Origin of the sequence: Devosia sp. SL43, from assembly GCF_021729885.1 — a bacterium.
Taxonomy (GTDB): Bacteria; Pseudomonadota; Alphaproteobacteria; order Rhizobiales; family Devosiaceae; genus Devosia.
In genome coordinates this window covers 1,605,831-1,630,237 of sequence record NZ_CP063401.1, presented here as the reverse complement: position 1 = coordinate 1,630,237, position 24,407 = coordinate 1,605,831, and the positions used below count along the sequence as shown (strand labels likewise).

Here is a 24,407-nt window from a genome sequence, read left to right as displayed (position 1 = left end):
CATAGTCCGCTAAATCATCGGGGAAAGAGGAAAGTTGGTGGAGGCGTTATGCTGTGGCGGCATGATGCTAAGGTCCGGCACTGACCTGGTGTACAGAACGGCTTGAGGGGATGTGCGTTGGATAGTTCGGCGAAGCGGTTTCCGGCGGGAGTATTGGAGCAGAAGGTGGCGGCCGCATTGCGCGATGCGGGGGCCAGTGAGGCTTCGCTGGGTGCCGCGACGCGGGCGATGATGCATGCGTCACTGGTGGGGGTGGACAGCCACGGGGTGCGGCTGACCGAGCACTATTGCACCATGCTGGCTGGAGGTCGGCTCAACAAAAATCCCGAACTCAAGGTGGATGTCCGTGCCGCCGGGTCGGCGATGGTCGATGGGGACGATGGGCTGGGACACTACGCTGCCTATAAGGCGGTCGAGGTGGGGATCGAACTGGCGCGGACGGCCGGTGTGGGGGCGGTGGGGATTGCACACTCGTCGCATCTGGGGGCGGCGGGAGCCTACGCGCTTGCAGGGGCGGAGCAGGGTTTCGTGACATTCGCCACGACCAATACCGATTCTATGGTCGCCCTGTTCGATGGGGCGTCGAAGTTTCATGGCACCAATCCGCTGGCGTTTTCCGCGCCGGTGCCGGGCAGCCGGCCTTGGCTGCTGGATATGGCGACGTCATCGATCCCGATGAACCGGGTGCTACTGCATCGGTCTCTTGGGATGGAATTGCCGCCTGGGGTCGCGGCGGACAAGGATGGGCAGCCGGTGACCGATCCCACAACGGTCGAGATGCTGTTGCCGTTGGGCGGGGCGGATTATGGCTACAAGGGTGCGGCTCTGGCGGGTGTGGCGACGCTGTTCTCGGCGCTGCTGACCGGGACGACACTCGATGGCGACTTCATCCCGATGTATGGCGGGGCCGATGGCGATATCTCGACGCCGCGCAATATGGGGCATTTCGTGCTGGTGATCGATCCGGACAAGTTTGTCGGGCGCGAGATGTTCGGGATGATGATAACGCGCTACCTGGCCAGTCTACGCGGCGCGGCGGTGCGGCCGGGAGCGGAGCGGGTGATGGCGCCGGGGGATCGGGAGTGGGAAGAGGTGGCACGGCGTCAGGCCGAGGGTGTGCCTGTTGACCCGCATACGGAGTGGTTTCTGGGGCTGTAGTTCCGAGACTTCCAGTCGTCCCCTTCCCCACAAGGGAAAGGGAGGCCGGGCCGGTGCCCGGGCTGCGTTTAGTGAGTTTCCCGGTGGTACCTGACATCGTCGGGATAATTCGGCCCGAACGTCTCGTCTTCCCCGAAGATCAGCTTGAGTTCGGCGACGATGGCTTTGCCCTCCATTCGATGGGCCGCTTCGTGGTCCTTGTCAGAGAACTGGGCCCAGAATTCCCTGGAGTCTTCGTCGTCGCCGGCGTGGAAGACCTCGCCCCAGAGATAGATGCGGGCGCTCAGTTCGGGCGGCACGAAAAGGTCGTAGTCCAGCCAGTCGTCGCGGTCCGCATCGACCAGCAGGCGACCGCCCCAGGCGGGAGCGAGCGCCACGGCGCGGGGCCGAGCAAGCGGGTCGGGTGGCGGTGGTTCGGGCACATCCCAAGCATCGACGCGGCGGGCCCGCCAGAAGAAGTGGCGTCCGATGCCGAAGAGGATGGCAATGGCGGCCAGGGGAACAAACAGTGCCAGCGGGTCGAGCCACGGATGGAGGTGGCCGGCCCAGCCAAGCCAGCAAACCAGAACGGTGACGCCACCATAGAACAGGCTGGCATTGAGGCCTTTTCGGCTGCCAGTCGCTGCTGCTTCGGGTGGGAACGCTTTGCGGGCCCAGAGGAAGAAGATGGTCTGATCGGCGGCGACGAAGAGGAAAAGTGGGACGGCCCAGATGTTGAGGACCATCAGCGCCGCACCGCCCATGCCGAGGGCGATGCTCGTTGATCCCAATAGCCAGCGGCGGATTCGATCCCTGATGGGGATCGGCTTGAGGGTAAGGCCTGACAGAGCCTGATCGAGAATGTGGTCCATCACCAGATGCCGCATAAGGGCGGCGCCGGCGAGCAGGTAGAGGATGCCGACGAGACGCAGCAGAATCTCGGCGGCAGCAGGCATTATTTGGACTTGGCCGGCGGCGTGTAGCGCACGCCTTCGACGGCGAGGGCGTTGTCGCGGATGGAGAGGGTGATGACGGCGCTGCCGCCAGTCGCGCAGCAATTGGCGTCGTCGTCGCGCCAGAGCCCGGTATTGGCGACATAGCCGGCATAGGGATTGCTGAAGTCGTAGTCGACGCCCTTCCAGATGCCGAGGCCGGCGGGCAGCATGGGAACCACGTCAGTGAACCACTGATCCATTTCGATGGCTTGCCAGCCAGCATCGCCGCGCTGGAAAAGCCGGTCAGTATTGAAGGCACCAGTGCCCTGCCCATAGCCGGCAATATGCAGCAGGTTGTCGTCGTTGAGGCTGGGCGGCTCGAAGAAGCCGTCGAAGCCCTTGCTGAGCACAGACCAGCCCTCCGGCGTATGCTCGAACAGGACGAAGCCGCCGATGACGCCATCGAGATCGGTCGAACCGAACTGCGTCTGCCAGGCTATGAAAGGCGAGCCGTCGACTTCGCCGAAATCAGCGACATTGAGGAAGCCGGCTGTATGCACCGTGCAATTGTCCAGCGGGCTCTCAAGGCAGGTGGTGGCGATATCGCCAAGATCGACAGACTCAGCGGCGTGGGTAGCGACAGCGAACAGCGGCAGGGTCGCGGCGAGAAGCAAGGCGGATCGCTTCATAAGCTTGTCCTTCAGGCAAGGCCGCGGCGGACCGCCTCGCGGGTGGCCTCGGCGCGGCTGGTGACGCAGAGCTTTTGGTAGATGACCTTGACGTAGGACGCCACCGTCTGCGGCTGGAGAGCCAGGCGCGACGCGGCCTCGGAGACGGTCATGCCGCGAGCGAGGAGGGTCAGCACTTCGGTCTCGCGCGGGCTAAGGCCGGCGTCGTCGTGGACCACGGCCGGGGCACGGAAATGGCTCAGCATTCGATGGGCGATCGAGGGCGACAACGGCGGCTCGCCGCGCTCGATGCGGCGGAGATAGTTGACGAGGAGGTCGGCCTCTTCGTCCTTGAGGATGTAGCCGCGGGCGCCGGCCGCGATGGCTTCGAACAGATGGGCATCGTCGTCGTAGATGGTCGCCACAACAGGCAGGACTTCGGGCAGGTCGCGCTGCAGGCGGCTGATGATGTCGATGCCCGAGCCATCGGGCAGGCCGATATCGACTATGGCCAGCCACAGCTCCGTACCATGCCGGTCGAGCCAGGCCTGGGCAGACTTGACCGTGTTTGCCGTCTCGATGCGGAGGCCGGGAAAGGCCGCGGCGAGAACGCCGAGCATCCAGTCGCGGGTGCGAGGCTGGTCTTCGATCAACAGGCATAGGCGGGTGGCGGGTTCGACGCTCATGCGGTTGAGTTAAGCGCATCGGCTGATGTTAACACCCCCGGTTCCGGGGTGTGGGGCGCCAGGACCAGCGGAATATCGAGGGTGATGGTGGTGCCTGCGGAGGTGCTGCTCAGGGTCAGGTGCCCGCCGATATCCTCGATTCGGTGGCGCAGGTTGCGCAGGCCGAAACCGGCCGTTTCGCCGGCGAGAGCGGCGGACGGCAGGCCCTTGCCATTGTCGGTAAAGCCAAGGGCGAGATGGCCCGGCGACAGTGTGGGCGTGACGGCCAGGCGGCTGGCGCCGGAGTGGCGGATGGCATTGGAGACGATTTCGCGGACCGAGGAGGTCAGTGCCTTGTGCAGGCGGTAATCGAGCTGGATGGCTTCGGCCTCGGTTTCGAGCAGCGGCCAGTCGAGAACGATATCGGCAGCCTCCAGGCGGCGGGCGGCTTCGTGGCGGGTTTCGGCAAGGACGCGGTCGAGGCTGGCTTCGTCGCCGGAAAGACCACTGACGATGGCGCGGATATCGGACAGGGCGGCCTGGAGCGTAGGGCGGGTATGCTCGTCGGCGGTGTGGAGGCCGGTGAGCAGGCGGGCGCCGACATCGTCGTGCAGGTCCCGCGCCATGCGCCGGCGCTCCTCGCCCACGCCGCGCATATAGGCGGCCCGGCCCTCGTCGGCACGCTCGGTGAGCGAGACGAGATTGGTGGCGAGCTTGAGATGGGTCGGCGAGAACAGGCCGCGGCCGGCAAAGAGGTAGGTGAGGCGCAAAGGTGGGGCGCCGGCAACGGCGGGCAGTTGCATGGAGAGGCCGTCTTCGGTGGCGGATGGCAGCTTTGTGGCGTCGGTGGTCTCCTCAATTTCGAGGGGGTCGAACAGGCGCTGCATCAGGGCGCGCCAGAGCTGGGCGCTGGCTGACGGCGACGGGGCGAAGGCGATGTCCAGCGCCGCCGAGAACAACTCGTCCTGCTCCACCCTGCGGCGGGCGGTGAGGCGGCGCCAGATCCAGTCGCGCGCCGGCAGGTAGGCGAAGCTGACGAAGATCAGCGAGACGCCCAGCGCGGGTGCCGCCTCAAGGTTGAGGACGTAGATCAGCGTGGCGTCGATGATCAGCAGGAGGATGGCGCCAACGGTGTAGAACAGGATGCGATAGGACCAGTCGCCAAGCTCGAACAGGCGATAGCGGCTGACGCCGAGGGCGAGGCCAGCATAGATGATGACCAGCACGCCGGTGACGTGGCTCTGGGGAATGCCTGATGGCGTGCCGAACAGTACTGGCGCGGCGCCAAGCACCGTGAAGGCGCCGCAACCGGCGATGACCGACAGGCCGAGCCAGCCAAGGGCAGCGCGATCGGAGGGGCTGCGGCGTGTTGCCCACCATTGCATGATGACGGCGGCAATGATGCCGAGCATGGCTGCGGCGACGAAGATGTAGAGCTGGGACGGACCCAGGCCGATATGGGCGATGTCTATGGCAAGATAGACCGCCACGAGAACGGGGATAAGCCAGAACCAGGCCGAGCGGACCAGTGGGCGGGGATAGCTGAGCAGCAGGCCGACCATGGCAAGCCCGAACAGCAGGACGCCGGCGTGGTTGATGCCGATCATGCTAGCGAATGCCGTGGCGTCGATGGCGAGTTCGCGGTTGGCATAGATGGCGGAGGTCGATGTTGCCGCGAGGAGGCCGATGGCCGTCAGCGCGAAGAGAATGGGACCGGCGCTGCGCGGACGAAGGGCCCAGACCCAGCCGGCGATCAGCATACCGGCGATACCGGTCAGCAACTGGACCCAGAAGCCATCGGGCAGGCGCCAGAGCGGCAGGCCATCGGGATGGCCAATGGCGGTATAGGTTTGCAACGTCGTCGAGCTGCGCAGGTGCAGCTCGACGCTGTCATGGCTCAGCATGCGGGAGAGCCCGTTCTGGCGGTCAAAGAAAGTCAGGAGACCAGGATAGGTCTCAAGGCTGTCTGGCTCGGGAATGAGATCTCCCGCCTCTAGCCTGAGGGGCTCGAACCAGTTTTCGGGGCGAGGGCCAGGTGGTGGTGCGTTGCCGATGGCCAGGAGTTCGGAGTAGAGCTCAATGCCCGGTTCGAAGGCAGATGCCGGATCGATGGCGGTCACGAAGACGCCGGCATTCTCGGGGCCAGCCGTCAGCTTGATGCCCAAGCGGGGCATCGTGCTCGCGAAACCCGCCACCACGACAAACACCAGCACGCAGAGCAGGGTGACGGCGACGAGCAGCAGGTTGGGCGTGGCGGGGCTGTACTTCATGAAGGCATAGAATGGGCAAAAATCCTGCGCCGCAATACTATAGTTATTTTAGTCTTACTAACCGCGGTGGATATCGAATGGGCCGATGGCCTGGTTGCTGGCCATCAACTCGATCTTGTTGACGTTGACATGCGCCGGCAAAGTCGTGGCCCAGAAGATGGACTCGGCAATGTCGTCGGCATTCATGGCCTTGACGCCCTCGTAGGGCTTGGCGGCCTTGGCGTCGTCGCCCTTGAAGCGGACGAGCGAGAATTCGGTTTCAGTGAGGCCCGGTTCGATATTGGTGACGCGGACATTCTTGCCCTGCAGGTCAGAGCGGATGGCCAGGGCGAAATGCTTCACATAGGCCTTGGTGGCGGCATAGACCGAGCCGCCGGGATAGGCATATTCGCCGGCCACCGAGCCCAGGGTGACGATATGGCCGCCACCGCGGGCGATGAGGCCGGGCAGCAGCAGACGGACGGTGTAGGTCAGGCCTGACACATTGGTGTCGATCATGGTCTGCCAGTCGTCGAGATCTGTCTCGGCGGCGGGCTGGAGGCCGAGGGCCAGGCCGGCATTGGCGAGGACGATGTTGATGGCGTCGAAGGGCACGGGAATGGCTGATATGGCGCGCTCCAGTGCGGCGCGGTCGCGCACATCGAGCTCAATGATGTGGCAGTTTTCGGCGCCGAGTTCGGCCTGCAGCTCGACCAGGCGATCCCAGCGGCGGCCGGTTGCGATCACCTTGCCGCCGGCGGCGACATAGCGGCGTGCCGCAGCGGCGCCGAATCCGGAGGTGGCGCCGGTGATGAAGACAACGAAGCGGCTGGGATCGAGCAGCTGGTACATGCGGGTGGTCCTGATGGTCGGGAGGGTTGCAAAGTGGACTGACGGCGGCAGGAGCGTCAACGGTCTATGGAAACAGGGACATCCAGTCTGCGCCTGCTCGGGTGCAGATGAAGCCGAGAATGAGCCCGATCAGGCCGAGCACGATGGCGCCGGGAACGGCGAAAATGAAGTAGCCTAGGGTGCCGGCAAAGCCGGCTCCGATAATGCCGCCAAGCACGCAGAAGGCGATTTCGAGGACGTCCATTGCGGTCAGCTTGGCCATGCGGCACTCCAAGGTCGGTTGGTCCCCGCGACCTTTCCAAAGCGTAAGGTGGCTTAACAACTCCTAACGTGAAGCTGTGGCCCGAAAAAGGTACGATTGGGCTTGCGAATGTAGTGTGGGGTCAACCTGGGTGAAAAGCTTGGCGAAATGGCTGGCGGTTGTGGTGGTGCTGGCGGGCGGCGGGTTCGCCGCCTGGTGGTTTTTCATCGCGACCTCACAGGCGGCCACCGTGCCGACGACGGTCGCAGTGGGGCGTGGCAGCATCGAACAGACCGTGCTAGCCTCCGGCGTGCTGGAGGCCAATTCGCTGGTGAGCGTAGGCGCTGAAGTCAGCGGGCGCATCGAGGCGGTGCATGTGGCGCTGGGGCAGGATGTCAAGAAGGGCGACCTGATCGCCGAGCTGGACAGCCTCGACCAGGAGAATGCCCTCAAGACGGCGCAGGCGGTGCTTGCCGGGATTGAGGCGCAGAAGCGCAGCCAGGCGGCGACGCTGGTCAAGGCGCAGGCGGCGCTGGATCGCAACCAGCAGCTCAGTGCCAATAGCCTGGTGTCGCAGACCGATCTCGAAACGGCGCAGGCCGCGGTGGATTCTGCGGCGGCGCAGATCGACCAGCTCGACGCGCAGATCGCGCAATCGGAACTCAGCGTAGAATCGGCAGAGCTGAACCTAGCGCGCACGAAGATCGTGGCGCCAAGCGATGGAACGATCGTGGCGCTGCTGGTCGAGGTTGGACAGACGGTCAGCGCCAGCCAGACCATCCCGACCATCGTCAAGATCGCGGACCTCGATACGATGGTGATCAAGGCCGAAATCTCGGAAGCCGATGTCGTGCGGGTGCAGGCGGGACAGCGGGTCTATTTCACCATTCTGGGTGAGCCTGACGTGCAGATCGACGCGACGCTGCGTGAGGTGGAGCCGGCCCCGACCTCGATCAGTTCGGATACGGCAAGCACCGACAGCGCGGTCTATTACAACGGGCTGTTCGACGTACCCAATCCGGAACACAAGCTGCGCATCTCGATGACGGCGCAAGTGACGATCGTGCTTGCTGAGGTCGAGAATGCGCTGACGCTGCCCTCGGGGCTGGTGACGCGAAAGGACCCCCAGGGCAATGTGATGGTGCCGGTCTTCGACCCACAGACCGAGCAGGTTGCGCCGCGTCGGATCGAAGTGGGCCTCAACAACAATGTCATGGCTGAAATCAAGAGCGGGCTCGATGAGGGTGAGCAGGTGGTTTCGGGCACGTCCACGGTCGTCCGGACCGGGCAGACGCCCGGCATCGGCGGCCCGGGTGGCGGCATGATGATGATGGGCGGACCGCGCGGCGGTGGCGGCTGACCATGACCGATCCGATTATTTCGCTCCGCGGGCTGACGCGGCAGTTTCAGACCGGTGCGGAGGCCGTGACCGTGCTGAAGGATGTCGACCTCGACATCCACCGGGGTGAGCTGGTGGCCATAATTGGCCAGTCCGGTTCCGGCAAGTCGACGCTGATGAATATCCTTGGCTGCCTCGACCGTCCAAGCGGCGGCACCTATGAGTTTGCCGGCAAGGACGTGGGCAAGCTGGCGCCGGATGCGCTGGCCGAGCTGCGGCGCGAGCATTTCGGCTTCATCTTCCAGCGCTATCAGCTGCTGCCCGATCTTGACGCGGTCGAAAATGTGGAGATGCCGGCGATCTACGCCGGGGTGGACGGCGCGGCGCGGCGCAAGCGGGCGATCGACCTGCTGACGCGGCTGGGGCTGGGCGAGCGGCTGACGCATCGGCCCAATGCGCTTTCGGGTGGCCAGCAACAGCGCGTCAGTGTGGCGCGGGCGCTAATGAATGGCGGCGAGGTGATCCTGGCGGACGAACCGACCGGCGCGCTGGATTCGCGCAGCGGCAAGGAGTTGATGGCGCTGCTGGGCGAACTGCATCGGGATGGGCATACGATCATCATCGTGACGCATGATCCGCTGATTGCGGCGCAGACCGAGCGGGTGATTGAGATTTCGGACGGTGTGATCATCGCCGATCGCCGAACGGGCGAGGATACGCGGGTCGATCGGGTCAAGGAGACGATCCGCAAGATCGCGCGCTGGCGAGAAGGCTTTGATCGCGGGCTCGAGGCCCTGCGCATGGCACTGCGGGCCATGGTCGCGCACAAGCTGCGGACGTTTCTCACCATGCTCGGCATCATCATCGGTATCGCGTCGGTGGTGAGCGTGGTGGCGCTGGGTCAAGGTAGCCAGGAGACGGTGCTGGCCAATATCGCCTCGATCGGCACCAACACGATCAATGTCTATCCGGGAACCGGGTTTGGCGACCGGCGCTCGGCGCGGATCGAGACCTTGTTGCCAAGCGATGCCGATGCGGTGGGCCTGCAGGCCTATGCCGACAGCGTTTCGCCGCAGGTATCGAGCAACGAGACCGTGCGGTTCCGCAGTACCTCGTCCAACGCGACGGTGACCGGGGTTGGCGAGGGCTACTTCCAGGTCAATGGACGGACGTTCAATGCCGGGTTGGGCTTCAATGCGACCAGCGTCAGCGAGCGAACGCAGGAAGCGGTCATCGACGTCACGGCGCGGGATGCCTTCTTCGTCAATGGCGAGGATCCGATAGGGCAGGTCATCCTGCTCGACAAGGTACCGGTGCGGGTGATCGGCGTGGTCGACAATGTCACCGGCTTCGGTCCCGGCGGTACTTCGGCCAATGTCTATGTGCCCTACACGACGGCCATGAGCCGGATATTGGGTCAATCGTATCTTAGTTCGATCGCAGTGCGGGTTGCCGACGATTACGACATGGATCAGGCGGAAGCCGAGATCACCGATCTCATCACCCGGCTGCATGGCGGCAAGACGGACTTCTTCCTGCAGAACACCGCGACCATTCGCGATACGATCGAATCGACGGCCGCAACGCTGACGCTGCTGATTTCGACGATCGCTGTCATCTCGCTGGTGGTGGGCGGCATCGGGGTGATGAATATCATGCTGGTGAGTGTGTCGGAGCGAACCAAGGAGATCGGCATCCGCATGGCGGTGGGAGCCAGGCGTGGGGATATCCTGCGGCAGTTTCTGATCGAAGCGGTGCTGGTGTGCTTCGTCGGCGGGGCGGCTGGGGTAGCGCTGAGCTTTGGGCTGGGGAGTCTGCTGACAGCCTTGGTGGCAGGGGCGAAGGTTTCGTATTCGGCGGAATCGATCGTGCTTGCGATTGCCTCGGCGAGTTTGATCGGGGTGGTGTTCGGGTTCATGCCGGCGCGGTCGGCAGCAAGGCTGGATCCGGTGGACGCACTGGCGCGGGAGTAGAGTCACCTGTGCCACGCCCTCGTGGTTCGAGGCGCCGAAGAAGCGCACCTCACCATGAGGGCTGTTCTTGCATCGATCTAGTAGTAGCCCTCATGGTGAGGTGCGAGCTCTTCGCGAGCCTCGAACCACGAGGGCGTGGCAACCTGTGCCCCATCGGCCACGATCTTCCCTGCAATTTGGAGCAAATTCGTCCCAAGGGTGTTCACTGCCTCCTGGTAGCCCTAAACTCGCCATGAAGTGAACGCCTGTTGGGCAGGCGTGCAGCGTCAGCGCAGTCCGGCGGGATGATTAACGGAATCTTCGCGCCGTAGGGGCAAACTATGCTTCTGCCTAAGTGGTTGAAGCGTAACGGGCGGGATTGGTCCACTGCATACAGCGCGTCTGGTATCGAGTATTTGCGCCTTGTGCGTTGCGGCCAGCATGGTCGCCGCGCCCGTTTCCGCGTTTGAAATTTTTGGCCTCAAGCTGTTCGAGGATCAGAGCGCGGCGGATGCCGACGCCGTCATCGCCGATCCGCAGCCCTACGTCATGACGGTCGTGGTCAATGCGACCGGCGCGCTGGATAGCGTGGTGCGCAATGCATCGTCGCTGGTGGCCGATGAGGCCGAGCCGGCCTCGGGCGCGGCGGGGCTGCTCGCCAAGGCGCGCGGCGACTACCGGCGCATCGTCGCGGCCCTCTACAACGAAGGCTATTATGGCGGGACGGTGAGCATTCGTGTTGGCGGGGTGGAGGCGGCCAACCTGGCGCCTGACGTCAACCTGCCCGATCCGGTGGATGTGGCCATCGTGGTCGATCCGGGTCCGCTGTTCCGCTTCAGCTCAGTCACCATCGTCAACCAGGCGCCGCTGACCAATGACCCGTTCGACTATGTCGAGCCGCCGGCTCTGCGCGGCTTCGGCTCCGGCGAGATTGCCAAATCCAGCGTGATTCTGGCCGCTGAAACGCTGTCGCTGGAGGCCTGGCGACAGCTTGGCTATGCCAAGGCTGCGATCGTGGGTCGCGATGTGGTGGCCGATCACGCGACCAATACGGTGGATGTGACCCTCACGGTCAATCCGGGCGTGAAGGCGGCGTTTGGCGACGTCACCGTCACTGGCACCGAACGCATGGACCCCGAATTTGTGCGGCGACAGACCGGACTGACTCCGGGTGAAGAATATGATCCCGATGAGCTGGCGCTGGCGCAGAAGCGGCTCGATCGGCTCGAAGTGTTCCGCGCGGCGCGGCTGGAAGCGGCCGAATTCATCGGCACGGACGGGCTCCTGCCCTATGATCTGATCGTGCAGGAGCTGCCCGGCGCGCGCTTCGGCTTTGGCGCCACCTATTCGACGGTGGATGGCCTGGGGCTTGAGGCCTATCACCTCTGGCGCAATCTGTTCGGTCAGGCCGAGCGATTGCGGCTCGATGCGCGCGTGGCCAGCATTGCCTGGCCGCTCGACACGGCGCAGTTCGACTATTTCTTCGGCGGCACCTTTACCAAGCCGGGCGTGTTTACCCCCGATACCGACCTGGTCGCCGCGATATCGGCCGAGCGGACGGTCTATCCGAACTATACCGAGACTTCGGCCGCCGGAAAGCTGGGGCTGACCCATTTCTTCTCCGACCAGATCACGTTTGAAGGTGGCGCCACATTCGAGCGCAACCGGTTCGACGATACGTTCGGGACGCGCGACTTTGCCACGGCCGGGCTCTATGCCGGGGCGACGCTGGATTTCCGCGACGACAAGGTCGACGCGACATCGGGCTGGTACCTGCAGGGCGATATCGAGCCGTTCTACGAGTTCAGCTATGGCAATGCCGGCGGACGGATCACCGTCGAGGGCCGCACCTATTTCGGCTTTGGCGAGGACGATCCGTTCGTGCTGGCCGCGAGGGTCAAGGCCGGGGCACTGATCGGCCCGAGCCTGGCGGAGATTCCGCCGGACAAGCTGTTCTTTGCCGGCGGTGGCGGCTCGGTGCGCGGCTATGCCTATAAGTCCATTGGTGTCGATGACGGCATGGGCAATGTAACCGGTGGGCGCTATCTGCTCGAAGCCTCGCTCGAAGCGCGGGTCAAGGTGACCGAGAGCATTGGCGTGGTTGGCTTTGTCGACGGCGGCTACGTAGCCGCAGATACCTTCCCCGGGCTCGACGACCTGCGCATCGGCGCCGGTGTGGGCTTGCGCTACTATACCGGGTTGGGGCCGTTGCGGCTGGACGTGGCGCTGCCGCTCAACAAGAAGGCAGGCGATCCGGACTACGCCATCTATGTTGGCATCGGGCAGGCATTCTGATGCGGCGTTTCCTTGTCATCGCCCTTGTTGCTGGTGGCCTCGCCGTTCCCGCCGCGATCGTGGCGCAGGACGTGCTCACAATGAGCAATGAAGAGCAGAAGGACTGGCTGACCAACTTCGTGCAGGACCGGCTATCGACGCCGGAACGGCAGATCCGGCTCAGCAACATTGACGGTGTGCTCGGCTCGGATGTGTCGGTGCGCGAGATTACCATTTCGGACACCGAAGGCGTGTGGCTGCGCGTCAACAATGCGCAGCTCAGCTGGAACCAGGCGGCCCTGTTCCTCGGCAAGCTGGACGTCAGGTCGATCAAGGCCGATTCGATCGACTATATCCGCAATGCGGTGCCTGCCGAGGCTGCGGTCGATCTGCCGGCGCCTGAAGCCGGTGGCTTGGCGATCCCCGAGTTTCCGGTGGCCATCGTGCTGCAGGAGCTTGCCGTCCCCAAGGTGACATTCGGCGAGAATGTGTTTGGGCTGGGTTCGGAGATTTCGTTGGCCGGCGCCTTCCAGCTCGAAGGTGGCAACCTCACCACTAATCTCGACATCATCAGGCTTGATGGGCCGGGTGGTACGCTCGATCTCGACGTCGCCTATACCAAGGCCGACAACGCCGTCGATCTCGGCCTGTCGCTGGTGGAGCCCGAGAATGGCGTGATCGCCAACCTGCTCAATATCGAGAACCGCCCGGCGGTGACGCTGAGCCTGACCGGGCAGGGGCCGGTGGCCGACCTGCGGACCGAGCTGGTGCTGCAGGCCAATCAACAGACGGCACTGAGCGGTGTCGCGACGATCCAGCAGCAGGCGGAGGGCTTCGCGGTCGCCGCCGATCTGCGCGGGCCATTGTCGACGCTGATCGCCGAACCCTATCGGCCGTTCTTCGGCGCGGAAACGTCGCTGACGGCCAATGCGCTGGTGCGATCAGCAGGCGGGCTGTCGATCAGCGGGCTCAGGCTCAGCGGTGGCCAACTGTCGCTCGAGGCTTCGGCCGAGACGACGGCAGACAATTTCCTCAGCCAGCTCAATCTCAACGCCGTAGTCAACGATCCCGCAGGTGGGCAGGTGATCCTGCCGGTGGCCGGTAGCGCCACCAAGGTGGGTTCGGCGCAGGTGACGGTCGACTTTGGCGGCCCGGTCGCGGCAACCGAACCCAATACGGGCAAGGCATGGTCGGCAAATGTCGATGTCGTCGGCTTCGAACAGCCCGGACTGGCGGCCGAGACGATCGCCCTGACGCTGGGTGGCGTCGCTACTGCGCTCGACGATCCCGCGGCGCGCATGCTGACCTTCAATGGCGATGGCGCCATCAGCGGCATTACCGCTGCGGAAGAGGTGAAAGCGGCGCTGGGTGATGAAATCGGCATCGGTATTGCCGGGCTTTACGAGGCCGGCAAGCCAGTACAACTGGCCGAACTGCGCGTGGTGGGGCAGGCACTGACCGCAGCGCTGTCCGGGCAGTTGGACGGCCTCGATTTCAACGGCAATATCGGGCTTGAGACCTCGAGCATTTCGCCATTCTCTGGCGTTGCCGGGCGCGACCTCGATGGCAGGCTGACGCTCAGCGCGACGGGCTCGATCATGCCGCTGACGGGCGGGTTCGACCTGACGCTGGACGGGACCGGGACCAATCTCAGCATCGATGATGAGGTGGCCGACGGGCTGCTGGCGGGCACCGTGGCGCTCAACGGTCGTGTGGCACGCGACGCCAATGGGCTAACGGCGGACGATTTCCGCATCGAGAACCAACAGCTGCAGGTGCTGGCCGATGGCACCTACTCCAATGCGCTGGCCGATTTCACCTTCAACCTCGACCTGAGCGATCTGGCGCTGCTGTCCGACGAGGCCAGCGGTGCGCTCAAGGTGGTCGGGACGGCCAAGGGCGCCGACAATGTGGTCGACCTTGATCTCGATGCGACGGTGCCGGTCGGTGAGCTGGCTGGCCGTTCACTGCGCGAGGCGATGATCAGCTTCGATGGCCGGTACGATGTCGATCGGCTCGACGGTAATATCAGCGGTGCGGCGGCGCTGGACGGGTTCCGGACGACGCTGGCGGTGGATGTGAGCGTCACGCCGAGCGAACAGGCTCTGGTCGATATCGACTTCCAGGCGGCCGGGACGCGGGTGACGGGCGGGCTAACGCGGACGTTGCTGACTGGCCTGATCAACGGCAATCTCACGGTGGTCTCGCCAGATGTGTCGGTGCCGGCGGCCCTGACATTACTGGAGGCCGAAGGTGCTGTTAATGCCGAGGTGACGCTGGCGCCGGATGGCGCGACGCAGAGCGCCAGTGTGCGTGGCGACGTCAGCGGGCTGGCGGTGAACGATATCAGGGTTGGCGCAGCCGACATCAGCGCCACGATCAGCGATCTGTTCGGTGTGCCTGTTGTCGACGGGTCGGTGAACGCGACCAATGTGGCTGCAGCGGGCGTGGACATCCGGACGCTGTCGGCGCGGGCAACCCAGAGCGGCACCACGACGGTGTTCGATGCCCAGGCCGCCCTGGCGACTGGAACTGATGTGGATGTGGCCGGCTCGCTGACGCCGGTGGATGACGGCTACCGCCTGGCACTCGATCGTGCGCAACTGGTGCAGGGCCAGTTGTCGGCGCGGTTGGCGCAGCCGACGGTGTTGCAGGTGGCGGGTTCGAACGTGGCCCTGGATGCCGTGCGCTTCGATGTGGGCTCGGGCTCGATAACGGCTGGCGGGTCAGCGGGCGAGGCGCTCAACATCGCGCTCGATATCAATGCCTTGCCGCTGTCGATCGCCAATGCCGTGGCGCCAGAGCTGGGCCTGGCGGGGACTTTGAGCGGGCAGGCGACGATATCGGGTACGGGCAGCGATCCGCAGGTAACGTTTACGGCGCAGGCGCAGGGCATCAATGCGCGGGCGATCGACGAACTCGGGATTGCGCCGCTGGGTGTCAATGCCAGCGGCAGCTATCGCAATGGCACGGTGACGCTGGCGGAGATGACGGCCAACGGGTCGGGCGGGCTGACGCTGCGTGGGTCGGGCACGGTACCACTTGCCGGTAGCGGTCTCAATGTGGCGGTGACAGGATCGGCGCCGCTGGCGCTGGGTAACCGGTTTGTCAGCGATCGCGGCGGCCAGCTGAGCGGCACGGTGAACCTTGATGCCCGCGTCAGCGGTAGCATCAGTAGTCCGCAGTTTGGCGGACGCGTGTCGACCAGCGGCGCAGGCTATATCGATCCGGAACTCAATCTGCGGCTTCAGGCGATCACTGGTTCGGCGAGTCTCAATGGCAGCAATCTGGTCATCGACAGCCTTTCAGCCAACCTGGCTACTGGTGGCTCGGTTTCGGCTTCGGGCACCGTGGGCCTCAGTGGCGGCATTCCGGCCAATGTGCAGGTGGCGCTCAACTCGGCGCGCTATGCCGATGGCAACCTATTCGTCGCGACGGTGTCGGGTAATCTGGCGCTGACCGGCAATCTGACTGGCTCGCCGCTGCTCAGCGGCAATGTGCTGGTCGAGGAAGCCAATATCACCGTGCCGGAGAATTTTGGCGGCGGGGCGGAGTTGATCGACGTCGAGCATATTAGGACGCCCCCCGCAGTGGAGCAGACGCTGGCGCGGGCGCGGATCGACGAATCCGGGGCGCCGGTGCCGCAGACGCGGTCCGCCGGGTTGCTGCTCGATATCAATGTGAACGCGCCGAACCAGATATTCATCCGTGGCCGCGGGCTCGATGCAGAGGTTGGCGGGTCAGTGCGGCTAACCGGGCCGATCGGCAATATCCAGCCGGTGGGCGGCTTCTCGCTCAATCGCGGGCGGCTGGCGATCCTGGGGCAGCGAGTGACCTTTGAAAGCGGCACCGTGACGCTAGTGGGCGATCTCGACCCGTTCCTGAACTTCGTGGCGCGCACCGAGGGCGAGGGCATCACGGTGTTTGTGACGGTGTCGGGCCGGGCGTCGGATATCGACGTGAGTTTCACGTCGGCGCCAATGCTGCCGCAGGACGAGGTCCTGAGCCGGCTGATCTTCAAGAAATCGATGGGCGAGCTATCGCCGCTGCAGCTGGCCAAGCTGGCGGGTGCTGCCGCCGAGCTGGTCGGTGGCGGCGGTAACGGGCTGGTGGACAGCCTGCGCGGCGCGGCAGGGCTGGACGATCTCGACATCGTCACCGACGACCAGGGCAATGTCGCGGTGCAGGCTGGGACCTATATCCAGGACAATGTCTATCTGGGCGTGCAGGCCGGCGCCGGCGGGCAGAGCAAGGTGACGATCAATCTCGATGTGACTGACGATCTCAAGGTCACGGGCGCGGCCGGGCAGGACGGGAATTCAAGCCTGGGCGTGTTTTACGAGCGGGACTACTAAAGGCGCGGGGCGCTGCTCGCCATTGCCACTCAGTTCGTCACCGCTGCCAGGATCGGGCCGCCGTTCCTTTCCTGCACCAGGATTGCCGTCTTGAACCCGTTCGGCACCGGCAATACCGGGAGATCCAACGCGGTCCCGGTCCAGTTTCCCAGATTTTCCAGCGCATGTACGACGTGGGTATGGGCCAGAGTCCGTCCTGTATTCTCGCCGCGGCCGATCGGGACTTCAACCGTGCGGGGGTCATAGGTGACGCGCCAGATATCTGCGCCTGACGCCGGGGCGTTGCCGGCTGCGATGGAGAGGATGGCGGTTCCCAGGTCGAGCGCCGGACCGGGCAAAGGCGCGGCGCTGGCGATGAGGGCTTCGACGTCTTCGAGACGGTTGCCGACGGCGGTCGTGCTGCCGTTGACCACCATCTGTGGGGTGTAGGGTCCGAACTGCTCAAGGGCCGGTTCGTAGATGACTTGTCGCTCGGTGAATTCCGGTTTGCCGAACGTATCCTTCCAGCCCAGGCGATCCCAATAGGTCACTGCGAAGCTCAGCACCAGCACGTCAGGCCGCTGGCTGAGCGTGATGAGATTGGCATTGGCTGGCGGGCAGGAGGAACAGCCCTGGCTGGTGAAGAGTTCGACCACGACAGGCGAGCGTTGTTCCGCCGTCGCGGATATGATGCCGCCGGTTGACGCTACGAGGATAAATCCGGCCAGAACTGTCGCGGTGCGTGACATGAAAAAAACTCCCCGGTGCGTGGCTGCATCCGGGGAGCTATTCGTTCGGTGTGGCGAAAGGTTACTGCACGCCGCCTGTCTTTGCCGCCTTCGCCTCGTCCCACCACCAGATCGTCGGGAACGCCGAGCCGAATTCGGGCAGGGGATCGGGGTGGCTGAAGCGGTCCCAGCGGGCGATGCGGGAATTGCGCAGGGTATAGCTGGGGACCACGTAGTGGTGGTGCAGCAGCACGCGGTCGAGGGCCATGACGGTGGCCTCCTGCGTGGCGCGGTCGTCGGCGTTGATCAGCTTTTCGATGAGCGCGTCGACGCCGGGATCGGCGATACCGGCATAGTTCTGCGAGCCCTCTTCGTTGGCGGTGGATGAGCCAAAGAAGTAGCGCTGCTCGTTGCCGGGGGAGAAGGACTGGCCCCAGCCGCTATAGATCACGTCAAAGTCGAACGAGCGGGCTCGGTTGATATATTGCGGGCTGTCGACCGAGCGTATCGTTACCGCCACGCCGATCTGGGCGAGGTTGGTGACGAGGTTCTGCGCCACGGGCTCTATGGTGGGGCCATTGAGCAGGATTTCGAAGCTGAACTGGTTGCCATTGGCATCGACGAGGCGGGTGCCGTCGAGGGTGTAGCCGGCCTCGTTGAAAAGGGTCAGGGCCTTGCGCAGGTTTTCGCGCAGCTTGCCCGGATCGCCACTGACCGGATTGGTATAGGGCTCGGTGAACACCGACGGCGGCAGCAGATCCTTGACGGAATTGAGGATTTCCAGCTCTTCGCCCTGCGGCAGGCCGGTGGAGCGGAAGGGCAGGCCGAAGAAGTAGCTGTCGATGCGCTCATACTGGTTGAAGAACAGCGTGTTGCTCAGCTCTTCAAAGTCGAAGGCATAGTTGAGGGCCTCGCGGACGCGCTCGTCCTGGAATTTCTCGCGGCGGAGATTAGGGACAAAGGCCATCATCAGACCGTTGTCGGCGTAATCCTGCGGGAACATCTCCTTGATGACGCGGCCCTGGGTGACGGCTGGGAAATCATAGGCGGTGGCCCAGCGACGAGCTTGGTTCTCGGTCCACCAGTCGAACTGATCGCCCTTGAAGGCCTCGAACATCACGGTCAGGTCGAGGAAATACTCGATCTGGTATTCCTCGAAATTGTTGGTGCCGACGCGGGTCGGTTGGTTGATGCCCCAGTAGTCGGGGTCGCGCTTGTAGGTGATAGTCTGGCCGGCCTCGAAGCTTTCAAGCTCGTAGGGGCCTGAACCCATAGGTGCCTCGAGGGTGGATTCGGCGATGTTGCGCTGCTTGCCATCGGCGTCCGTGCCCTCCCACCAATGCTTGGGCAACACCATCAACTGGCCCAGGATCAGCGGCAGTTCGCGGTTGTCGGTGACGTCGAAGGTGAAGGTCACCTCACCGGGCGCGGTGACTTCGGCCTTGGTGATATTGGCGTAGTATTGCGCCATGTTCGGATTGAGCTCGATGCTCTTTTCGAACGACCAGACCACGTCCTCTGCCGTGACCGGTTCGCCATCGTGCCATTTGGCGGCAGGATCGATGCGGAAGGTAACGGCGCCATAGTCCGGCGCGATCATCAGTTCCTTGGCGAGGAGGCCGTAATAGGTGTTCACCTCGTCCTGCGAGGGTATCATCAGCGTCTCGTAGACGAGGCCCAGACCGCCCGCCCCCTCGCCCTTGGGCAGGATGGGGTTGAAGGTATCAAAGCCGCCCATATCGCCCATGCGAACGATGCCGGTCTTGGGGGCGTCGACGTTGACATAGTCGAAGTGGGTGTAGTCGGCGGGATATTTGGGCAGGTCGCCATTGGTCGAGAAGGCGTGGCTCCAGACGCCGGTCTGGGTCTGGGCCAAAGCCGGGACGGCGAGGCCAAGCAGCAAGCCGAGGGCCAGGAGGGGGGCGAACTTCATCGGGCGGCTCCACACTACAGATTTGTGACGAGACTAGGCGGAAATATCAGGGTGCGACAGGGGGCGCCGGATCAAGACTTTGCGGGCCGATGACGGCAACATCGAACGCGGCGGCCATGAGCGCTCGAGTATAGTCCGATTGCGGCGCAGCGAAGATGTCGGCGGCAGGTCCATGCTCGACGATCTTGCCGTTGCGCATGACGATGAGCTGGTTGGCCAAGGCGCGGACGACTTTCAAGTCATGACTGATGAACAGGTAGGTGAGACCATGCCGCTGCTGCAGGTCGCGCAGGAGGTCGACCACCTGGGCCTGGATGGAGACATCCAGCGAGGATGTGGGTTCGTCGAGCACCACGAATTTGGGCTCGAGCACCATGGCGCGGGCGATGGCGATACGCTGGCGTTGGCCGCCGGAGAATTCGTGCGGATAGCGGAAGCGCGTTTCGGGCGGCAGGCCAACTTCGCGCAGAGACTGGACGACGCGGGCATCGCGCTCGTCCGCGCTGAGACGCGGCATGTGGACGGCCAGCCCCTCGCCGATGATGGCATCGACTGACAGGCGTGGGCTGAGCGAGCCGAACGGGTCCTGGAACACGATCTGCATATCGGCGCGCAAAGGCCGCATGGCCTTCCAGGAGCGGTTCTGAATCTCGTTGCCGAGTACGACGATGCGGCCATCAGACGGGATCAGGCGGAGCAAGGCGAAGCCGAGGGTGGATTTTCCCGAGCCGCTTTCGCCGACGACACCCAGGGTTTCGCCACGACGGATCGAGAGATCGACGCCATCGACAGCCTTGATGTGTCCCACCGTGCTGCGCAGGATGCCGCGCTTGATGGGGAACCAGACCTTGAGGTCGGCGACATCGACGATGCTGGGTGCCGTCCCATCGGAGGCCGGTGGCGTGCCGCGCGGCTCGGCGGCGAGCAGGTGCCTGGTATAGGCGTGCTGCGGATTGGCGAAGAGCGGGGCGACGGGGCCGGTCTCGACGATCTCGCCCTTGGTCATGACGCAGACGCGGTCGGCGATCTTTTTGACGATGCCCAGATCGTGGGTGATGAACAGCATGGCCATGCCGAGACGCTGCTGCAGGCTCTTGAGCAGGGTGAGGATTTGCGCCTGGACGGTGACATCGAGGGCGGTGGTGGGTTCGTCGGCGATCAATAAATCGGGCTCGTTGGCCAGGGCCATGGCGATCATGACGCGCTGGCGCTGGCCGCCGGAGAGCTGGTGCGGGAAGGACTTGAGGCGGCTTTCCGGGTCAGGAATGCCGACGGCATCGAGCAATTCGATCGTCCGCTTGCGGGCAGCGGTAGCGCGCAGGCCGCGATGGATGGCGAGAACCTCGCCGATCTGGCGCTCAATGGTGTGGACCGGATTGAGCGAGCTCATCGGCTCCTGGAAGATCATGGAGATGTCGTTGCCACGGGTGGCACGCAACTCGGCGGGCGGGACGGTAAGGAGGTCCTTGCCCTTGAACAGGATTTGGCCGGAGAGCTGCGCGGCAGGTGGCAGGAGCTTGAGCACGGAGAGAGCCGTGACCGACTTGCCCGACCCGCTCTCGCCCACGAGGGCGACGGTTTCGCCCGGCGCGATATCGAACGACACGCCAGACGTCGCTGGGTTGGCGCCGAAGCGAATGGCGAGGTGGCGGATGGAGAGGAGCGGGGTGGTCATGCGATCGCCTTGCGGGGATCGAAGGCGTCGCGCACGCCTTCGCCGACAAACACCAGCAGTGTCATGATGATGGCGATGGCGAAGAAGCCGGTGAGGCCGAGCCAGGGGGCCTGGAGGTTTTCCTTGCCCTGGAACAGCAGGTCGCCCAGCGACGGCGTGCCGACTTCGAGGCCAAGGCCAAGGAGGTCGAGCGAGGTGAGGGTGACGACGGAGCCTGAGAGGATGAAGGGCATGAAGGTGAGGGTGGCCACCATGGCGTTGGGCAGCAGGTGCCGCCACATGATGGTGGCGTTGGAGACGCCAAGGGCGCGGGCGGCGGCGATGTACTCGAAATTGCGGCCGCGCAGGAATTCGGCGCGCACGATGCCGACCAGCGAGACCCAGGAGAAGAGCAGCAATATGCCCAGCAGCACCCAGAAGCTGGGGGCGATCACCGACGAGATGATCAGCAGCAGGTAGAGGGCGGGCACCGAGGTCCAGATTTCGATGAGGCGCTGGAAGATGAGGTCGACCCAGCCGCCGAAATAGCCCTGCACGGCGCCGGCGACGAGGCCGATCACTGATGACAGGATGGTCAGGGTGAAACCAAACAGCACCGAGATGCGCATGCCGTAGAGCAGGCGGGACAGCACGTCATGGGCTTCGCCGTCGGTGCCGAGCCAGTGGTAATTGCTCCAGTTGCAATTGGGGTCTTCGGCCTGCAGTGGGTAACGGGCGCAGGCCTCGTCGCGGCTGAGCAGCCAGGTTGGGGGCAGGGCGCCGGAGCCGGGCTGGTAGCCGTCGACGGTGTTGTAGCTGAAGCGGACCAGCGGCCAGACGGCCCAGCCATTGGCGGCGATTTCGTCGCCGATGAAGCTGTCGCGGTAGTTGGTGGTGCCGAGGAAGCCGCCGAACTTGGATTCCGGGTAATTGACGAAGGCCGGGAACAGGATCTCGCCCTTGTACGACACCACGATGGGGCGGTCGTTGGCGATGAATTCGGAGCCTAGCGTGAGCGTGAAGATGGCGAGGAATATCCACAGCGACCACCAACCGCGGCGGTTGTTGCGGAAATTGTCCCAGCGGCGGCGGTTGAGCGGACTGAGCAGCCGGCGTCGGGGTGCATCGATGGCGGCGGCCTGTTGCGCGAGGTCGGTCATACTTCGCGGCTTTCGAAATCGAGTCGCGGATCGACCCACATATAGGCGAGGTCCGATACCAGCGCGATGACGAGGCCGAGCAGGCTGAAGATGTAGAGCGTGGCAAAGACCACCGGATAGTCGCGGCTGGTGACGGCCTCAAAGCCGAGCAGACCCAGGCCATCGAGCGAGAAGATGGTCTCGATCAGCAGCGAGCCGCCGAAGAAGGCGGCGACGAAGGCGCCTGGGAAGCTGGCGATGATCAGCATCATGGCGTTGCGAAAGACGTGGCGGTAGAGGATCTGGTTTTCGGTCAGCCCCTTGGCGCGGGCGGTGGTGACATACTGCTTGCCGATCTCGTCGATGAACGAGTTTTTGGTGAGCAAAGTCGTGGTGGCGAAGGCGCCCAGGCCCATGGCGATGATGGGCAATGCCAGATGCCAGAAATAGTCGATGATCTGCCGCCACCAAGGGAAGCTGTCGAAGCCGGGCGAGGTCAACCCGCGTAGTGGGAAGATCGACCAGAAGCTGCCGCCAGCGAACAGCACAATCAGCGCGATAGCAATGAGGAAGCCGGGAACCGCATAGCCGACGATGACCACGGTTGAGGTCCAGACGTCGAAGCGGGAGCCGTCGGTGACCGCCTTGCGGATGCCCAGGGGGATGGAGATGCCATAGGCGATCAGCGTCATCCACAGGCCCAGCGAGATAGAGACGGGCATCTTCTCCTTGATCAGGTCGATGACCGAGATGTCGCGGTAGTAGCTGTCGCCGAAATCGAAGCGCAGGTAGTTCCACAGCATCATGCCGAATCGTTCGAGCGGCGGCTTGTCGAAGCCGAACTGCTTCTCGATGCGGGCGACCAGTTCGGGCGACAGGCCCTGGCTGCCACGATACCCGGATTTATTGCCCTGGCCCGGCTGGCCGGCGAAGTCTCCGGCTTCGCTGCCGGTAATGCGCTCGGCCATCGACTGGTTTTGGCCGCTGAGCTGGGCCATCATCTGTTCCACAGGCCCGCCGGGGGCAAACTGGGTGATGATGAACGAAATGGCCATGATGCCGAAAACGGTCGGGATCATCAGCAGCAGGCGGCGAAGTATATAGGCGCCCATCGGCACTCCGGGCAGGCAGGTTATCCGGCAAGGTAAGCGCCCCGCCGCGTTTGGCCGCAAATCACCATGCGGTGAAACAGGCTAGCGCGGACTGCAACATTTTGACGACGTCTTTGCAAGCGGGGTGTCACACGGCGTTTTTGCTTGCAGGTACGAAGGGGTGCGTTCAGGTTTGCGCCGTAGCGGAGACTTCCATGACCTACCAGACTATCGCGCATGTCGAGAACCCATCCATGGCGCGGGCGCTGGTTGTGGCGCTGCGGGCCTATGGGTTTCATCCGCTGGAACAAAGCGATGGCGGACTGCCGGGCATGCCGAATCTGTTCGTGCCCGATGGCGTGCCGGTGCGGGTTCCGGACGAAGAGGCCGGCGATGCAACCGTTCTGGCCCGCGAACTGTTGAAGGAAATGGCGGCCTCCGACCCGTAAAACCGCCACAATAATAGGTGTTGGCTTTCATGCGGCACGGGCGGTTGTACGCAGAGCAGGCTTTGGCTATAAGCCAGCCAACCTGTTAACCTTTGTTAAGCCTTCGGGCAGGAGCGAACCAATGACGGTTTGGATGCGCGGATCGTTGTCCGCTGCGGGAATTGCAGCCATCGCGCTGGTCGTGACGGCCTGTTCGTCGACCGGGTCGAATACGGCCAACCTCAATACGATCGGCCAGCCGGCGCAGTTGCAGCCCGTGCAGAACTCGACTGTGCAGCAGGGCACACTGCCCGCCATCGGCGCGACCGGTACGCCGGCACCAGGCCTTTCTGGTCAGCCCGTTCTCGGCGGCGTGCCCGCCGGTAGCGTGCAGCCGACCATCACTACGGCGGGCGTTGCGCCTGGTACCAATCCCTCAATCGTTGCGCTGAACTCGCCGACGGCCGCTGTTGGCACCGGTCCGGAAGGCGTGTGGAACGTGGTTGCCGGCGCATCGCAGTGCCGCCTCAACCTGCCCATGACTGCCAAGACGGGCACCAGCTACTATCGCGCCTCGGCCCCTGGCTGTGCCGTGCCTGGCCTCGCCGCCGTTACCGGCTGGCAACAGGTCGGCAGCCAGCTGCAGCTCTATGATGACAACGGCAATATCGCTGCGTTCCTCGCTCCGAGTGGCGGCCGCTATATCGGCACCATGGGTGGCGGACAGGCCATCTCCATGGCAAGGTAATCGAATGCCCCGGTCCCACCGGGGCATTTCGTTTCACCGG

The 24,407-nt window shown here is 64.1% G+C and carries 18 protein-coding genes; 7 read left to right on the top strand and 11 right to left on the bottom strand.

The window, feature by feature from the left end; all coding sequences use genetic code 11:
• Positions 1-117: 117 nt before the first annotated feature.
• Positions 118-1,158, top strand: a complete 1,041-nt coding sequence (locus IM737_RS08015; RefSeq protein WP_236899396.1) for an Ldh family oxidoreductase — start codon at positions 118-120, stop codon at positions 1,156-1,158.
• Between the two features lie 68 nt (positions 1,159-1,226).
• Here the strand turns inward: IM737_RS08015 and IM737_RS08010 are convergent, their stop codons facing one another.
• The 6 genes from IM737_RS08010 to IM737_RS07985 form a co-directional block, all read right to left on the bottom strand.
• On the bottom strand, positions 1,227-2,093 hold the full coding sequence (locus tag IM737_RS08010) for a hypothetical protein (RefSeq protein ID WP_236899395.1): 867 nt from the start codon (positions 2,091-2,093) through the stop codon (positions 1,227-1,229).
• Positions 2,093-2,761, bottom strand: a complete 669-nt coding sequence (locus tag IM737_RS08005) for a hypothetical protein (RefSeq protein WP_236899394.1) — start codon at positions 2,759-2,761, stop codon at positions 2,093-2,095. The genes IM737_RS08010 and IM737_RS08005 overlap by 1 nt, the downstream gene beginning before the upstream one ends.
• Positions 2,762-2,772: 11 nt before the next feature.
• Positions 2,773-3,426: a LuxR C-terminal-related transcriptional regulator gene (locus IM737_RS08000; protein ID WP_236899393.1), complete on the bottom strand. Its 654-nt coding sequence runs from the start codon at positions 3,424-3,426 to the stop codon at positions 2,773-2,775.
• Positions 3,423-5,675: a sensor histidine kinase gene (locus tag IM737_RS07995; protein ID WP_236899392.1), complete on the bottom strand. Its 2,253-nt coding sequence runs from the start codon at positions 5,673-5,675 to the stop codon at positions 3,423-3,425. The genes IM737_RS08000 and IM737_RS07995 overlap by 4 nt, the downstream gene beginning before the upstream one ends.
• A 57-nt stretch (positions 5,676-5,732) precedes the next feature.
• Positions 5,733-6,506 carry an SDR family NAD(P)-dependent oxidoreductase gene (locus IM737_RS07990; RefSeq protein WP_236899391.1) on the bottom strand — a complete coding sequence of 258 codons (774 nt, stop codon included), beginning with the start codon at positions 6,504-6,506 and terminating at the stop codon, positions 5,733-5,735.
• Between the two features lie 64 nt (positions 6,507-6,570).
• On the bottom strand, positions 6,571-6,768 hold the full coding sequence (locus IM737_RS07985) for a hypothetical protein (RefSeq protein ID WP_236899390.1): 198 nt from the start codon (positions 6,766-6,768) through the stop codon (positions 6,571-6,573).
• Between the two features lie 139 nt (positions 6,769-6,907).
• Here IM737_RS07985 and IM737_RS07980 point away from each other — a divergent pair, with 139 nt between their 5' ends.
• From IM737_RS07980 to IM737_RS07965, 4 genes are all read left to right on the top strand, one after another.
• A complete protein-coding gene (locus IM737_RS07980; protein WP_236899389.1) occupies positions 6,908-8,107 on the top strand; it encodes an efflux RND transporter periplasmic adaptor subunit in 1,200 nt (399 codons plus the stop codon).
• 2 nt (positions 8,108-8,109) lie between these two features.
• The gene (locus IM737_RS07975; RefSeq protein WP_236899388.1) at positions 8,110-10,059 is read left to right on the top strand and encodes a MacB family efflux pump subunit; all 1,950 of its coding nucleotides are present in this window, start codon (positions 8,110-8,112) and stop codon (positions 10,057-10,059) included.
• A gap of 420 nt (positions 10,060-10,479) precedes the next feature.
• On the top strand, positions 10,480-12,333 hold the full coding sequence (locus IM737_RS07970; protein WP_236899387.1) for an autotransporter assembly complex protein TamA: 1,854 nt from the start codon (positions 10,480-10,482) through the stop codon (positions 12,331-12,333).
• Entirely contained in the window at positions 12,333-16,667 is a 4,335-nt protein-coding gene (locus tag IM737_RS07965; protein WP_236899386.1) for a translocation/assembly module TamB domain-containing protein, read from the top strand. The genes IM737_RS07970 and IM737_RS07965 overlap by 1 nt, the downstream gene beginning before the upstream one ends.
• A gap of 29 nt (positions 16,668-16,696) precedes the next feature.
• Here the strand turns inward: IM737_RS07965 and IM737_RS07960 are convergent, their stop codons facing one another.
• The 5 genes from IM737_RS07960 to IM737_RS07940 all read right to left on the bottom strand — a co-directional run bounded on the left by IM737_RS07960 (position 16,697) and on the right by IM737_RS07940 (position 23,212).
• A complete protein-coding gene (locus IM737_RS07960) occupies positions 16,697-17,395 on the bottom strand; it encodes a DUF1223 domain-containing protein (protein ID WP_236899385.1) in 699 nt (232 codons plus the stop codon).
• A gap of 61 nt (positions 17,396-17,456) precedes the next feature.
• The gene (locus IM737_RS07955; protein ID WP_236899384.1) at positions 17,457-19,307 is read right to left on the bottom strand and encodes an extracellular solute-binding protein; all 1,851 of its coding nucleotides are present in this window, start codon (positions 19,305-19,307) and stop codon (positions 17,457-17,459) included.
• 46 nt (positions 19,308-19,353) lie between these two features.
• The gene (locus IM737_RS07950; RefSeq protein WP_236899383.1) at positions 19,354-20,982 is read right to left on the bottom strand and encodes an ABC transporter ATP-binding protein; all 1,629 of its coding nucleotides are present in this window, start codon (positions 20,980-20,982) and stop codon (positions 19,354-19,356) included.
• Positions 20,979-22,121 (bottom strand): ABC transporter permease, encoded by a 1,143-nt coding sequence (locus tag IM737_RS07945; RefSeq protein ID WP_236899382.1) that lies wholly within the window; start codon positions 22,119-22,121, stop codon positions 20,979-20,981. Before IM737_RS07945 ends, IM737_RS07950 begins: the two co-directional genes overlap by 4 nt.
• Positions 22,118-23,212: a microcin C ABC transporter permease YejB gene (locus tag IM737_RS07940; protein ID WP_236899381.1), complete on the bottom strand. Its 1,095-nt coding sequence runs from the start codon at positions 23,210-23,212 to the stop codon at positions 22,118-22,120. Before IM737_RS07940 ends, IM737_RS07945 begins: the two co-directional genes overlap by 4 nt.
• 194 nt (positions 23,213-23,406) lie before the next feature.
• Between IM737_RS07940 and IM737_RS07935 the strand changes: the two genes are divergently transcribed.
• Entirely contained in the window at positions 23,407-23,640 is a 234-nt protein-coding gene (locus IM737_RS07935) for a hypothetical protein (RefSeq protein ID WP_236899380.1), read from the top strand.
• A 121-nt stretch (positions 23,641-23,761) separates the two neighbouring features.
• Complete coding sequence (locus tag IM737_RS07930; protein ID WP_236899379.1) at positions 23,762-24,367, top strand: AprI/Inh family metalloprotease inhibitor; 606 nt, start codon at positions 23,762-23,764, stop codon at positions 24,365-24,367.
• Positions 24,368-24,407 lie beyond the last annotated feature (40 nt).

What these genes read in the sequence shown, in the direction of transcription:
- IM737_RS08010 (WP_236899395.1), bottom strand. Translation starts at nt 2,093, where the DNA reads ATGCCTGCTGCCGCCGAGATTCTGCTGCGTCTCGTCGGCATCCTCTAC.
- IM737_RS08005 (WP_236899394.1), bottom strand. Translation starts at nt 2,761, where the DNA reads ATGAAGCGATCCGCCTTGCTTCTCGCCGCGACCCTGCCGCTGTTCGCT.
- IM737_RS08000 (WP_236899393.1), bottom strand. Translation starts at nt 3,426, where the DNA reads ATGAGCGTCGAACCCGCCACCCGCCTATGCCTGTTGATCGAAGACCAG.
- IM737_RS07995 (WP_236899392.1), bottom strand. Translation starts at nt 5,675, where the DNA reads ATGAAGTACAGCCCCGCCACGCCCAACCTGCTGCTCGTCGCCGTCACC.
- IM737_RS07990 (WP_236899391.1), bottom strand. Translation starts at nt 6,506, where the DNA reads ATGTACCAGCTGCTCGATCCCAGCCGCTTCGTTGTCTTCATCACCGGC.
- IM737_RS07985 (WP_236899390.1), bottom strand. Translation starts at nt 6,768, where the DNA reads ATGGCCAAGCTGACCGCAATGGACGTCCTCGAAATCGCCTTCTGCGTG.
- IM737_RS07975 (WP_236899388.1), top strand. Translation starts at nt 8,110, where the DNA reads ATGACCGATCCGATTATTTCGCTCCGCGGGCTGACGCGGCAGTTTCAG.
- IM737_RS07970 (WP_236899387.1), top strand. Translation starts at nt 10,480, where the DNA reads ATGGTCGCCGCGCCCGTTTCCGCGTTTGAAATTTTTGGCCTCAAGCTG.
- IM737_RS07965 (WP_236899386.1), top strand. Translation starts at nt 12,333, where the DNA reads ATGCGGCGTTTCCTTGTCATCGCCCTTGTTGCTGGTGGCCTCGCCGTT.
- IM737_RS07960 (WP_236899385.1), bottom strand. Translation starts at nt 17,395, where the DNA reads ATGTCACGCACCGCGACAGTTCTGGCCGGATTTATCCTCGTAGCGTCA.
- IM737_RS07955 (WP_236899384.1), bottom strand. Translation starts at nt 19,307, where the DNA reads ATGAAGTTCGCCCCCCTCCTGGCCCTCGGCTTGCTGCTTGGCCTCGCC.
- IM737_RS07950 (WP_236899383.1), bottom strand. Translation starts at nt 20,982, where the DNA reads ATGACCACCCCGCTCCTCTCCATCCGCCACCTCGCCATTCGCTTCGGC.
- IM737_RS07945 (WP_236899382.1), bottom strand. Translation starts at nt 22,121, where the DNA reads ATGACCGACCTCGCGCAACAGGCCGCCGCCATCGATGCACCCCGACGC.
- IM737_RS07940 (WP_236899381.1), bottom strand. Translation starts at nt 23,212, where the DNA reads ATGGGCGCCTATATACTTCGCCGCCTGCTGCTGATGATCCCGACCGTT.
- IM737_RS07935 (WP_236899380.1), top strand. Translation starts at nt 23,407, where the DNA reads ATGACCTACCAGACTATCGCGCATGTCGAGAACCCATCCATGGCGCGG.
- IM737_RS07930 (WP_236899379.1), top strand. Translation starts at nt 23,762, where the DNA reads ATGACGGTTTGGATGCGCGGATCGTTGTCCGCTGCGGGAATTGCAGCC.